15 protein-coding genes are annotated in these 12050 nt (G+C 66.9%); 14 read left to right on the top strand and 1 reads right to left on the bottom strand.

From position 1 onward, the window contains the following. Positions 1–2 precede the first annotated feature (2 nt). The 3 genes from JSV65_01025 to JSV65_01015 all read left to right on the top strand — a co-directional run bounded on the left by JSV65_01025 (position 3) and on the right by JSV65_01015 (position 3359). Positions 3–650 carry a hypothetical protein gene (locus tag JSV65_01025; protein ID UCH34966.1) on the top strand — a complete coding sequence of 216 codons (648 nt, stop codon included), beginning with the start codon at positions 3–5 and terminating at the stop codon, positions 648–650. Positions 651–671: 21 nt separating this feature from the next. After that, a complete protein-coding gene (ruvB, locus tag JSV65_01020; GenBank protein ID UCH34965.1) occupies positions 672–1742 on the top strand; it encodes a Holliday junction branch migration DNA helicase RuvB in 1071 nt (356 codons plus the stop codon). Between the two features lie 177 nt (positions 1743–1919). Continuing rightward, positions 1920–3359, top strand: a complete 1440-nt coding sequence (locus JSV65_01015; protein ID UCH34964.1) for a HEAT repeat domain-containing protein — start codon at positions 1920–1922, stop codon at positions 3357–3359. Positions 3360–3411: 52 nt separating this feature from the next. Here the strand turns inward: JSV65_01015 and JSV65_01010 are convergent, their stop codons facing one another. Next, positions 3412–5049 carry a tetratricopeptide repeat protein gene (locus tag JSV65_01010; GenBank protein UCH34963.1) on the bottom strand — a complete coding sequence of 546 codons (1638 nt, stop codon included), beginning with the start codon at positions 5047–5049 and terminating at the stop codon, positions 3412–3414. A 614-nt stretch (positions 5050–5663) separates the two neighbouring features. Here JSV65_01010 and JSV65_01005 point away from each other — a divergent pair. From JSV65_01005 to tsaA, 11 genes are all read left to right on the top strand, one after another. Then, on the top strand, positions 5664–6032 hold the full coding sequence (locus JSV65_01005) for a helix-turn-helix transcriptional regulator (GenBank protein ID UCH34962.1): 369 nt from the start codon (positions 5664–5666) through the stop codon (positions 6030–6032). Positions 6033–6119: 87 nt separating this feature from the next. Beyond that, positions 6120–7001, top strand: coding sequence for an Mrp/NBP35 family ATP-binding protein (locus JSV65_01000; protein ID UCH34961.1), 882 nt, complete (start codon positions 6120–6122; stop codon positions 6999–7001). Then, positions 6998–7840 carry an MBL fold metallo-hydrolase gene (locus tag JSV65_00995; GenBank protein UCH34960.1) on the top strand — a complete coding sequence of 281 codons (843 nt, stop codon included), beginning with the start codon at positions 6998–7000 and terminating at the stop codon, positions 7838–7840. Before JSV65_01000 ends, JSV65_00995 begins: the two co-directional genes overlap by 4 nt. Before the next feature lie 14 nt (positions 7841–7854). Then, positions 7855–8214, top strand: a complete 360-nt coding sequence (locus tag JSV65_00990; GenBank protein UCH34959.1) for a dinitrogenase iron-molybdenum cofactor — start codon at positions 7855–7857, stop codon at positions 8212–8214. A gap of 16 nt (positions 8215–8230) precedes the next feature. Then, positions 8231–8998, top strand: a complete 768-nt coding sequence (locus JSV65_00985) for a radical SAM protein (GenBank protein ID UCH34958.1) — start codon at positions 8231–8233, stop codon at positions 8996–8998. 47 nt (positions 8999–9045) lie between these two features. After that, positions 9046–9378 carry a DUF5320 domain-containing protein gene (locus JSV65_00980; GenBank protein ID UCH34957.1) on the top strand — a complete coding sequence of 111 codons (333 nt, stop codon included), beginning with the start codon at positions 9046–9048 and terminating at the stop codon, positions 9376–9378. 60 nt (positions 9379–9438) lie between these two features. Next, entirely contained in the window at positions 9439–9726 is a 288-nt protein-coding gene (locus JSV65_00975) for a hypothetical protein (GenBank protein UCH34956.1), read from the top strand. A gap of 42 nt (positions 9727–9768) precedes the next feature. After that, a complete protein-coding gene (locus JSV65_00970; GenBank protein UCH34955.1) occupies positions 9769–10530 on the top strand; it encodes a NifB/NifX family molybdenum-iron cluster-binding protein in 762 nt (253 codons plus the stop codon). Between the two features lie 142 nt (positions 10531–10672). Next, a complete protein-coding gene (locus JSV65_00965) occupies positions 10673–11152 on the top strand; it encodes an iron-sulfur cluster assembly scaffold protein (protein UCH34954.1) in 480 nt (159 codons plus the stop codon). 282 nt (positions 11153–11434) lie between these two features. Then, positions 11435–11659 (top strand): zinc ribbon domain-containing protein, encoded by a 225-nt coding sequence (locus tag JSV65_00960; protein ID UCH34953.1) that lies wholly within the window; start codon positions 11435–11437, stop codon positions 11657–11659. A gap of 42 nt (positions 11660–11701) precedes the next feature. Continuing rightward, positions 11702–12050: tRNA (N6-threonylcarbamoyladenosine(37)-N6)-methyltransferase TrmO (gene tsaA / locus JSV65_00955; GenBank protein UCH34952.1), on the top strand; the 349-nt coding region annotated here is incomplete at its 3' end.

The raw sequence follows: 12050 nt of genomic DNA, 5'->3' as shown, positions 1-12050 counted from the left end.
GTATGGCCGGCCGACGATTGGAGGGCACGGGGGTGATCTCGCGCATTAGCGGCCGCGTGCTCGAACGCAAACCCGAGGGCGTCATCCTCGGCGTCAACGGCCTCGGCTACGAGGTGCTCGTCCCGACGGGCGTGCTCCAGTCACTTTCCGCGGAAGAAGGAGAGCAGCTCGACCTGGTCACGTACGAGTATCTTCAGGTCGAGCACTCCCGCGCGACGCCCGTTCTCATCGGGTTCCGCAACGAGTTGGAGCGCGATTTCTTCCAGCAGTTCACCACCGTGGCGAGCATCGGGCCGCGCATGGCGGTGCGGGCGCTCGCCATACCGGTCAGCCGCATCGCTCAAGCCATCGAAGACGGCGACCTCCGCGCGCTCATGAGCTTGCCTGGAGTGGGCGCGCGCAAAGCGAAGGAGATCGTGGCCAAGCTCCAGGGCAAGGCGGGCAGATTCTGTCTCATCCGTGACGAGTCCGAGCGCGAGATGGAGGCGGAGGACATCCAGGGCGAGGCAGCAGAGCTGCTCCAGCGCGTCGGTCACTCACGAGCGGAAGCCAAGGACATGGTCGATCGCGCGGTGGCCACCGGCGAGCGCGTGGAAACCGTGGAGGAACTGCTCAACCTGAGTTACAAAACGCGGGCCAAGCAGGCGTGACGTACGCGCTGGCTCCGGGGGATGACAGCGGCCGATGGATGTGCTGAAGTGAAGAAAGACAAGCCAACCCGCGAGCGGATTCTCAGCGGCGAAGAGTTGCCGGACGAGGAATCGTATTCGGTGCGCCTGCGGCCGACGACGCTCGCGGAGTTCATAGACCAGGAGCACGTCAAAGAGAACCTGGCCATCGCCATCGAGGCGGCTAAGGGCCGCGGCGAGCCGCTTGACCACGTGCTCTTCTACGGCCCGCCCGGCCTCGGCAAGACTACGCTCGCGCAGATCATCGCCGCGGAAATGGGCGCCGACATCGTCGGCACCTCCGGGCCCGCCCTGGAACGTCCCGGCGACCTGATCGGCATTCTCACCAACCTCGAGCCGCGCGGCGTGCTTTTCATTGACGAGATCCACCGCCTGCCGCGCGTCGTCGAGGAATACCTCTATGGCGCGATGGAGGACTACGTCGTTGACTTCGTGCAGGACAAGGGGCCGTACGCCCGCAGCATAAAGATCCCCATCAGCCCGTGCTGTATCATCGGAGCCACCACGCGCACCGGCCTCATCTCCGCGCCGCTGCGCGAGCGGTTCAGCATCTTCCATCACCTCGACTTCTATCCCGAGGACGCGCTGGTGCGCATCGTCGAGCGCTCCGCCCAGATCCTCGCCATCCCGGTCGAGGAGAACGGCGCGCACGAGATCGCCAAGCGCGCGCGCGGCACGCCGCGCATCGCCAATCGCCTGCTGCGGCGGGTGCGCGATTATGCGCAGGTGCGGCGCGACGGCGTGATTGACAAGCAAGTCGCCGACGAAGCATTGTCCAAGCTCGGGGTGGACGAGCGCGGCCTCGACGACCTCGACCGCAAGTTCCTGCACATCATTGTGCGGCAATACGGCGGGGGCCCGGTGGGGGTGGAGGCCATCGCCGCCACCCTCAACGAGCAGACCGACACGCTGGAGGAGATGGTCGAGCCGTTCCTGCTCAAGATCGGCTTCGTCAACCGCACCCCTCGCGGCAGGCAGGCGACGGCTGTCGCATACGAGCATCTCGGCGAAGCGCAGGGAGAGGACGCCGACGCCCAGCGGCGGCTGTTCTGAACGCCGGGCGTTGCGCGGCGTAGAGACGCGACCGGCGCCACAGCAGGGGGGTCGGGGGCAGGTGTCGAACAACCCTACCGTGATCGTGCCGGCGTGCGTCGCTGATGTGCGCTGCGCGCACGGCCGCGCTGGATCGCACGCCAGCGCATGACGGATAATCCCGGCTAGAGGAGTGCGATGGAAGAGAAGCGCAGTCGCACGTGGTACATCGTGGCCGGCGTCGTGCTCGCCGGACTCATCGCCGTGCTGTGGGTTCGTTACGCGGCAACCCAGAAGCTCATCCGGGACCTGGACAGCAAGGACCCCGAGGTCCAGGCCCATGCTGCCGCAGCCTTGCTGCAGCGAGGCGTTCTGGAGGATTCGCTGCCCGCCCAGCCTGAGGAGCGCCGCGCCCACGCGGCCGCAGCCCTCGCCCGCGTGGCCAACGAGGCCGCGTTGGAGCAATTGGTCGCGCTCATCAAGGATCCCGAGGATCTGCCGCAGAACGCCGCCTCGCGCGCCATGGGGCGGCTGGGGGAAAAGAGTGTTTCGTATCTGCTGCCGGTGCTCCAGGAGGGAGACGCGCGGGCGAAAGAGGCCGCCGTCAATGCCTTCGGTCGGATCGGCGAGCCGGCGGTCCCCGCGCTGACGGACGCGCTCGACAACGTGGATCGCCGCGAGCAGGCAGCTATCGCCCTGGGCGAGATCGGCGGCACCGGCTTGGAGCCCCTGCTGAAGGAAGCCCGGAGCAAGGATAAGGATCTGCGACGGATCGCCATCAGGGTGCTCGGGGAGGTGAAGGAGCCCCGCGCGGTGTCGGCTGCCATTGACGCCCTGCGGCACGAGGAGCTGCGACAGACCGCCATCATCGCTCTGGGCCTGATCGCCGATCCGCGTGCGGCGCCGGACGTCATCCCGTACCTCAAGGATCGCGACCTGCGCATTGATGCCGCGACCGCTGTCGGCGCGATGGGAGACGTCGTGGCCGTGCGCCCACTGCTGACGGAACTCCGTGACCCCGAGCGGCAATTCCACAACCGCGCAGTGTGGGCATTGCAGCGCATCGGCAAGCGCGCAGCGCCGATGCTCACGGAGGCGCTGAGAAGCGATTCAGCGTACGTCCGTCGTGGCGCAGCCGAGGGGTTCCGCTGGATCCATTCGCCCGAGACCGTCCCCGCATTGGTCGGCGCCCTTCGCGATCCCGATGTGAAGGTACGCGTGGCCGCGGCTCGCGCCCTGGGCTGGCCGGGCAATGTCGCCGCCGTCGCGCCCCTGCTTGCGGGGCTCGACGACGCCGACTGGCGTGTGGCGGATGCCTGCGTTTTCGCTCTCGCGGACATGGGACAGGCCGCCGTAGAGCCCCTGATCAAGCTATTCGACGATCCGCGCCCGGTGCAGCGGATGTTCGCGAGCGACGCCCTCGCGAAGATGGACAAACCTCCGGTGCAGCGCCTGCTCCAGGCAACCGGCAGCAGTTCCCTGGGGACTCAGAAGTGGGCGGCGTTGACCTTGGGCGATATCGGTGACGCATCCGCTCGAGCGCGGCTGCAGGAAATGGCCGAGACCTCTCAAGGGGACGTGCAATGGGCTGCGCGCGAGGCCCTGCGCAGACTGGGCGCCCGGACGACCACTTCGTGACGGTTCCTTGACTCCGCCGCAGGGCGCGCCCGCGCTGGTCGCCGCGACGGGCCTACTGCGCCGCTGTACCTGTGGGCGCCGCCTCTGCCTCTGCTGAACCTTCCTCCGCGAGCTGCGCTTCTCGCGCTCGCGTGAGTGCCGTGGCGCTGGCCCGCGCGAGGGGATTCAACGCCAGCGCGCGCCTGTAGGCATCCTGCGCTTCCTCGTACCTCCCGGCCGCGAGATAGGCATTCCCCAGATTATGGTAAGCCTTCTCCGTCGGCCGGACCGCAATTGCCCTGCGGTATTCCTCGATGGCTCTGGCGGCATCGCCGCGCATCAGGTACGCGTTGCCCAGGTTGAAATGCGGCAGGGCGCGGGTGGGCGCGGCGCGAGCCATGTGGCTGAACAGAGTGATGTCCTCGCGATACCACGCGATGCGGCTCCACGACAGGGAGGCGGCTGCGATGATAATGCCTGCGAAGCAGAGGATGACAAGGGTGCGCAGCCGGCCTCGCCCGCGTGACGCGGCCGCATCGGCGGCGCTCACCACTGCCCACCCGACGATGATGGCAATGCCCGCCGACGGCAGGTAGAGGCTCCGCTCGGCAAGCTGGGGCGCGGGGAGCGGAAGCGGGTTAAGCACGAGCCCGAGGGGCAGCAGGACCCACCAGCTGGCGAACGCGACCGCGGGTGATTGACTCCTGACCCGCACGATCAGCACGACGAGCACGACGATCGCCGCCACCGCGATGATGACATCGACGCGCAGCGGAGTGCTGATCAGTTCCGCGGCGAGATACGGCTGCGACCGCACCGGCAACAGAAGCAGTTCGATCGCCCTTATCCCCCACAGGGGCATCGCGTACAGGTATGCCGGCCAGGCGCTGACGTCGAGGCCGACGGCGAGGTGGTAGCCGAGCGCCCACCAGCGGGCGAGCAGATACAGGCCGATGCCGGCCGCAAAGCCGAGGTAGGGCCGGACGGCCAGCACGCCCTTCTGCACGTCGAGGCGGCGCCGCGCAACCAGGACCTCGTACAGTGGCAGAAGCACCACCAGCGCGGCCGCAGCGGCGTGAGCGAACAGCGCGAGCGTAAACGCGACGACGCTCATCCAGTAGCGGATGCGAGTACGCCGTCGCGGGGCGGTTGCGTTGTTGAATGACTCCACGTAGTGCCCGTATGCGAGTAGCGCGAACAACGCAAAGCACGTCGCGAGCAGCTGCGGCCGCGCCGCGATCCACGCCACGGACTGAACGTGCACGGGATGTACCGCGAAAAGCGCGCCCGCCGCGAAGGCCATGTCCCGCCGGCGGAGTAACTGCGTCCCGACGACGTACACGAGCAGCGTGGCGATGAGGTGCAAAGTCAGGTTGGTCGTGTGATAGCCGACCGGGTTGACGCGCCAGACCTGAAAGTCGGTGAGGTAGGTGAGCGTGGCGAGGGGATGATAGCTGTTCGGCCGCGCCGACAGGAACGACCTGTTGAATACCGCCAGGATATCGCCGGGGCTGCGTATGAGGCCGCTGTCAACAACCAGCGGGCGGTCCTCCCAGACAAAATCGCCGCTGAGAGCAGGCAGGAAGGCGGCCCCAGCCAGAACTAACAGGCAGATTACGAGCCATACGTCGCGGCCGGGCGCGAACGGCGGCGCCTCGGGCGTGACCGACTCTCCCGGGGGCGGCGCTTCGGGCGCCGCGGTGTCCTTCACGGGCGGTGATTCAGGCTTGCGCGTCTGCTGCGGAGAGGTTGGTACGCCCTCGGCCGTCTTATCCGGTGCGGAGGCCTGGGCCTGGGGTTCCGCCGCAGGCGCAGGCGTCAGGTCTATCGGAGGAAGCGGTCGGACGACGCCCTTTCGCGGGCGCCTACGGGGCCGACGCCCTTTGCCCCGGTGGTCGCGCTCGCTCATGGCACCATTCCCGCCGGCGCCACTCCGCTGGGCGCACGGCGCCGCACCCGAGCGTCGGTTGAGTCGACGCGCGCCTCTCGGCTGCAATTACCGGGAGCACCGAACATGCCTGCTCCAATTGGAAGGGGCAGATCTACCTGGCGCATGGCTGCTTGCTCCGAGGACGGTGAGCTAATTATATACCCCAGGCCTTCGTGCGTCAAAACATGAGTGCGCATAGGCGGCCTTGCGCAACGGGGAAGAATCAGGGCACAGGAATAGGGTTGACAGAACGGAAATGCGTGGTATAATTAGATGTAACTTGCAGTTAAACGCGGTGGAAGGGAATGCCTAGGCGCTGCCACAGACACGGTCAACAGGCCGGAGGCCCGTGCTCCTGCGAGATGGGCAATCTGTATCGTTTCGCGGAGCCCATCGTGCTACTTGCTATTGCGCGACTCGGCGAGGCGCACGGGTACCAGATCGCTCATGAAGCCGGGGGCATGGCGGTGACCCACGCCGGCCTCGACAGTGGGATCATCTATCGCACACTTCGCCGGCTGGAGGGAGCGGGACGCGTCAGTTCCCGGTGGGACACCTCTGGGGCAGGGCCGGCGCGGCGGGTGTACGTGCTGACCGAATCGGGCGTCCAGCACATCGCAGAGTGGGCGCAGGTACTGGAGGGCATCTCGGCCTCGCTCGAATCCCTCACTGAGGAGTGCCGCGCCGCCGCTGATCGCCACGGTGTTGCAGTAAGGCCAGGCGAGTCCTCCGCTACCGTCCCGTCGGGCGCGCCCGCGTCCTGACGGCAGGAAGCTCAACTACATGACGTAATGCGGCTTGATTGCGTGGAGTAACGTGCAACTTACATCTAGCAGTAAGAGACTCGGCAGATGAAAGAAGGGGAGTCTGATACCGTGGATTCGTGTGATCACGAGTGCGCAGCAGCCTCTCCCGGAGCGCGAGAGGCTGCCGCAGATGCGACGCCGTCGTTGGCCCAGCAGATGAGCCGGATACAACGCGTCGTGGGCGTGATGAGCGGGAAGGGCGGCGTCGGGAAGTCGCTCGTGACGGCGCTGCTGGCGGGCGCCGCGCGGCAAGCGGGGTACGCGGTGGGCGTGATGGATGCCGATGTCACCGGCTCGAGCATCCCGAAGATGGTCGGGCTCACTGGTCGCCCTGATGCAAGCGAAACGGGCCTCTCCCCTGTTATCAGCGCAAGCGGCATTCGCGTGATCTCCCTCAATCTGCTGCTAGAGCATCCCGATGACCCGGTCATCTGGCGCGGGCCTTTGTTGGCGGGTGCCGTCAAGCAGTTCTGGGAAGAGGTGGTCTGGGGGGAGCTGGACTGGCTATTCGTGGACTTGCCGCCAGGCACGTCTGACGTGCCTTTGACGGTGATGCAGAGCCTGCCCCTCGACGGAGTGATTATCGTCTCGTCGCCGCAGGAACTGGCCGCGATGATCGTGCGCAAGGCGATCAAGATGGCCGCGCACCTCCGCGTGCGGGTGCTGGGATTGGTCGAGAACATGACCCATCTCGATTGCCCGCACTGCGGCAAGCGAGTGGACCTGTTTGGCCCGCCCGGTGGGCCGAACGCGGCTCGTGCGGCGGGCATCCCCGTGCTGACAAGTCTGCGGGTGGATCCCGAATTGTCGGTGTTGTCGGACCGCGGGGAGATTGAGGCCTATGCGCGCAACCCGTTCGCGGGGCACATTGCAGCGCTGGAGAGTATCCTGCATGGTGCGCCTGCTGGTCAACGAGGTAAGCCGTGAGCGCGAAGATCACGATACTCGTGGACGATCGGGTGAGCCAAGGCGAGGGCTTGCTTGCCGAACACGGGCTGAGCGTGCTGGTCGAGGCGGGAGATGATCGAGTTCTGTTCGATACGGGACAGACCGGTATCTGTCTCCGCAATGCCGCGCGGCTCAGCGTGCGGCTGGATGGTCTGCGGGCGGTGGTGCTGAGCCACGGCCACTATGACCACTGCGGTGGTCTCGTGCCTGTGCTGAAGCGGCTGGGGCGCCTCGATGTCATCGCCCATCCGGACGCCTTTGCGCGCAAGTACGCGCGACGTTCGATGAATGGTGACCGTTACATCGGAGTTGCGGCGGATGTGGACGCACTGACACGCGCTGGCGCGATCATGCGCTTGGAGTCGCAGCCCGTGGAGATCAGCCGCGGCCTTGTGACCACCGGCCCGGTCCCTCGGGTGACCGCCTTCGAGCGCGTTGAGTCGCACTTCTACGTCAAGACTACCGATGGCTGGCGGCCCGACCACCTGGAGGACGACCATGCGCTTGTGGTTCGCACGGGCAATGGGTTAGTGGTGGTGCTGGGCTGCGCTCACGCGGGGCCGATCAACACCGTGCGTCACGCCATGGCAGTAACGGGCGACGAGCGTGTTCGCGCGGTCGTCGGCGGACTACACCTTTCGAGCGCCGCCGATGAACGCATCGAAAAGACGGTGAACGCACTGCGTGAGCTGGGCGTGGGACAGGTCGTCCCGTGCCACTGCACGGGATCAACGGCGAAGACGCGGCTGCGGGCTGCGTTCGGCGAACGGTATGCGGAGGGCGGAGTGGGTCTGAAGCTCACGTTCCAACTGAAGTGACGAGGAGGAAGCCTATGGACGCGGAGCACAACCCTGTTGAATCAGCGAAAGTCGCGATTGCCACGGATGGCGACGAAGTCGCCGCCCACTTCGGGCGCTGCGAGGCCTACACCATCGCGGAACTGGCGGACGGCGCGATATGCAGACAACAGGTGATACCAAACCCGGGCCACGAGCCGGGCTTCCTACCAAACTATCTGGCCGAGCGCGGCGTGACCTGCATGATCGCCGGCGGGATGGGGCCGCGCGCGCAGATGCTCTTCGACGAGCACGGCATCGAAACCATCGTCGGCGTCGTGGGGAAGGTCGAAGGCGTGATCGTGGCGCTGCTGCGAGGCGAGCTGAGAAGCGGCGAGAGCCTGTGCGAACACTGACATGAGCGCGAGTGACGTGAGCGAATTGAAGAAGGTGGTGTACGGGCCGGTTCCCTCGTGGCGTCTGGGCCGCTCGCTGGGGATTGACCTCCTCTCGCGCGCGAAGACGTGTTCCTTCGACTGCATCTACTGTCAGCTTGGCCCCACCCGCCAGAAGACGGTGCAGCGAAGCGAGTTCGTCGCCACCACCCGGGTGCTCGAGGAGCTGACGCCGCTTCCGAGTTTGAAGATTGACTACGTCACCTTCTCGGGCACCGGTGAGCCGACGCTCGCCTCGAATCTTGGCGAGGCGATAGTCGAGGCCGGCAATCAGATCGGCGTGCCAGCGGCGGTCCTTACGAATTCGTCACTCATCACTGATCCCCAGGTGCGCGGGGAGCTTGCCCTGGCCGACTTCGTCGTGGCGAAACTGGACGCGCCCGACGAGGGCATGTTTCACATCATCAACCGTCCCGCGGACGACGTGCGCTTCGAGGCGGTGCTCGACGGGCTGCGTCGCTTTCGACAAGAGTACCAGGGGCGCCTCGCGATACAGGTCATGTTCTGCCCCGAGAATCGCGAGTGCGCTGGCGACATTGCCGCGCTGCTGAGCGGTCTGAAGCCGGACGAGGTCCAGATCAACACGCCGCTCCGACCGTGTCCGGTGACGCCGCTCCCGGCTGCGGAGCTGGCCGAGGTCGCGCGGGCGTTCGCCGGAACGAATGTGGTGACGGTGTACGAATCGCGGCGACCGGCGGTCCGCGCGCTCGACGCGAGCGAGACCGCGCGGCGCAGACCCGAATGATAGACCACGTGCATTGTGCACGAAGACACGAGGAGAGGAGGAGTGAGATGCCAGGTGGTGACGGCACGGGACCGATGGGAATGGGTCCGATGACTGGAAGAGGCGCAGGTTACTGCGCGGGCTACCCCACGCCGGGGTTCATGAATCCCGGCGGAGCCCGGTTCTTCGGGGCGGGGGGTGGCTACGCACCGACGGCAGGGCCGATACAGGCGCCGATGCCTCCCGCATTCGGTTATCCGATGCCGGGCGCGTATGCGGCTCCGGGCTTCATGCCTTACGCCAGGCCTTGGTTCGGCATGGGGCGCGGTATGCGCGGCGGCATGGGCTTTCGCCGCGGCATGGGTATGCGCCGAGGCATGGGACGGCGGCAATTCTGGTGAAGAGCCGTCTGCTCTCCGGCGAAAGCAGCGCAGGACAATCCAGAGAAAGGAGACGCAGAGATGCGACATCGCAACATGTACTACCTGACCGGCATGCCCGGCTGGATGCGGTTCGGCTTCAGCCCAGGTTGGGTCGGGCGTAGTCCGACCGGCATGGGACCGTGCGCGAGTTACCTCATGACCGGGCAGTGGCCGATGCCCCAGGCGCAATGGGATGCGGCTCAGGGCGGTCCGGGGCCGATGACCCGCGAGCAGGAACTCCAGTGGCTGCGCAGCCAGGCGGAAGTGCTCAAGTCTCACCTTGATCAGATCAGCTCGCGCGTCGCTGAACTCGAAAAAGAAACGTAGCGGCACGCCGGTGACGCCGGGTGGCCGAGGGAGGAGAGGAATATGGCAAACATAGCCGTCAGCAGTACGGGGCCGGATCTGGACGCCCAGGTAGATCCGCGGTTCGGCCGGGCTCAATACCTGCTCATCGTGGACACCGAAACGATGGACTTCGAAGCACTGCAGAACCCGAATGTGGCCGCGGGCGGCGGCGCCGGCATTCAGACCTCGCAGATGATCGCCGAGCGCGGGGCGGAGGCGGTGCTCACGGGCAACTGTGGGCCGAACGCGTATCGCACGCTCGAGGCGGCCGGGATCAAGGTCTGTGTTGGCATCGCCGGCACGGTGCGCGAGGCCGTGGAAGCGTATAAGCGCGGCGCGGTGCAGGCGGTCTCCGGGCCGTCGGTTCCCAGTCACTTCGGCGTCGGTGGCGGCGACGGGGCCGACGCGCCGGGTCCGGGGATGGGACCGGGCATGGGCGGCGGACCGGCCATGGCTGGCAGAATGGGCGTGGGTGGCGGACGAGGCGGGGGTGGCGGACGAGGCGGGGGTGGCGGACGAGGCATGGGTGGCGGACGAGGCGGGGGTGGCGGGCGAGGCGGGGGTGGCGGGCGAGGCGGGGGTGGCGGGCGAGGCATGGGCCGGGGCGGCGGCACGGGCATGGGCATGGGCGTTGGGCCCGCCAGGGCCCCGGCGCCACCGACCGAGGCGACCGGCCGAGACCTTGAATCGCTCAGACGACAAGCCGATTCCCTGCGTCAGGCACTCGATGACCTTACTGGGCGCATCAAGCGACTGGAGCAGGCTCCTCCCGATTGCTCATGAGGTAGGAACGGCTGCGCTCTGCGCGCGCGGAGGGTTATGCGTGATCCTGCGCGCTCAGGCAAGGCCCATGTGAGACTGGCAGCGTCGAGCCATCACGGGTGTGGATGATGTGGGCTAACCCGGTCGGAGATCGCCGAAACGGGTGTGGACAGCCAGTTGCGCGGTGTGGGAGGACGGCGTGGCATGCGATCACGCCGGACACGATGATGCGGAGGGCGACGTGCAGCGGCGCTACACGGATAGAGTCATAGACTACTTCATAGACCCGCCCAATTGGGGGAAACTGGAAGGTGCGGATGCCCGGGGTGAGTACGGCGACATACCGTGCGGGGACTACGTCGTGATGCAGATCAAGGTGGCGGAGGGACGCCTGGCGGACGTCAGATACCAAGTGTTTGGCTGCCCGGTGGCGATAGCAGCTTGTGCGATTACGACGGAAATGGCTATGGGTAAGCGCCTGGGCGAGGCGCTCGCGATATCTGAGAGCGGCGTCTGTGAGGCCCTGGGCGGGGTGTCGGAGATGAAGGCTCACTGCTCGCTGCTGGCGGTAGGCGCACTGCACGCCGCCATTCGGAATTACCGCGGAGACGCGCGGGGCAAGCCGGATCCGCGGACATCATAGACGGAGGAGCTTAAGATGCCGAGAGGAGACGGAACCGGCCCGCCGGGAGGCGGCGGAGCCGGAACCGGCCGTGGTCGGGGCCGAGCCGCCGGGCAAGGCGCGGGACGTGGGGCCGGCGGCGGTCGCATGGGTGGCTACGCCATGGGCCCGGGCGGCAATTGCGTATGCCCGGCGTGCGGCGCGACTGCGGCGCATCAAGCCGGCGTGCCGTGCTACAACGTCAAGTGCCCGAAGTGCGGTCAGCCGATGACTCGCCAGCGCTGACGACGCGGGAGGAAAAACGTGCCCATCTACGAATACCGCTGCCCTGAGTGCGGTGGCGGAGCCGAGGTTATGGCGCGCGCCGCTGAGGCGGACGCGGAGCGCGAGTGTGAGCGATGCGGCGCCGTGATGAACCGCCTGCCCTCCGCGTTCGCGGTGGCGGGGAGGGCGAGCGCCAGCGCAGGTGACAACTGCTGCGGTCTGGAACGCCCCTGTAACGATCCCAAGCGGTGCTGCGAACGGTGACTCGGACTGAAAGCCCCACGCGTCTCTGGAGGAGCGTCGGCGATGGACGATGAGCAAGACATTTCGGTGTGGTCGATAGGCCGGGTTCATGCGCCCGAGGGCAGCGAATGCCAGGCGATCGAGGTCCGCTCCGAGTTCGAGCAGGCGCTCGACGGCGTGGAGAATCTGGAGCATCTGTGGGTGCTGTTCTGGATGCACCACCTGTCACCGGCGCAGCGGCGACAGTTGAAGGCGCATCCGCGCGGGGATGCGTCGAGGCCGCTCACGGGTGTCTTTGCCCTGCACAGCCCAATGCGGCCGAATCCCATTGGCATGACGCGCGTGCGCCTCGTGCGCCGCGCGGGCAATCGTCTCGTCGTCGAAGGGCTCGACGCCCTCGACGGCAGCCCCG

It is taken from the genome of Armatimonadota bacterium (assembly GCA_020354555.1).
Taxonomy (GTDB): Bacteria; Armatimonadota; Hebobacteria.
The sequence above is the reverse complement of the archived record's forward strand: the minus strand, read 5'-3'. Positions and strand labels throughout refer to the sequence as shown.

Excerpts from the sequence above, each read along its gene's own strand:
- JSV65_01025 (UCH34966.1), top strand. The coding sequence starts at position 3 with ATGGCCGGCCGACGATTGGAGGGCACGGGGGTGATCTCGCGCATTAGC.
- ruvB (UCH34965.1), top strand. The coding sequence starts at position 672 with ATGACAGCGGCCGATGGATGTGCTGAAGTGAAGAAAGACAAGCCAACC.
- JSV65_01015 (UCH34964.1), top strand. The coding sequence starts at position 1,920 with ATGGAAGAGAAGCGCAGTCGCACGTGGTACATCGTGGCCGGCGTCGTG.
- JSV65_01000 (UCH34961.1), top strand. The coding sequence starts at position 6,120 with ATGAAAGAAGGGGAGTCTGATACCGTGGATTCGTGTGATCACGAGTGC.
- JSV65_00990 (UCH34959.1), top strand. The coding sequence starts at position 7,855 with ATGGACGCGGAGCACAACCCTGTTGAATCAGCGAAAGTCGCGATTGCC.
- JSV65_00980 (UCH34957.1), top strand. The coding sequence starts at position 9,046 with ATGCCAGGTGGTGACGGCACGGGACCGATGGGAATGGGTCCGATGACT.
- JSV65_00975 (UCH34956.1), top strand. The coding sequence starts at position 9,439 with ATGCGACATCGCAACATGTACTACCTGACCGGCATGCCCGGCTGGATG.
- JSV65_00970 (UCH34955.1), top strand. The coding sequence starts at position 9,769 with ATGGCAAACATAGCCGTCAGCAGTACGGGGCCGGATCTGGACGCCCAG.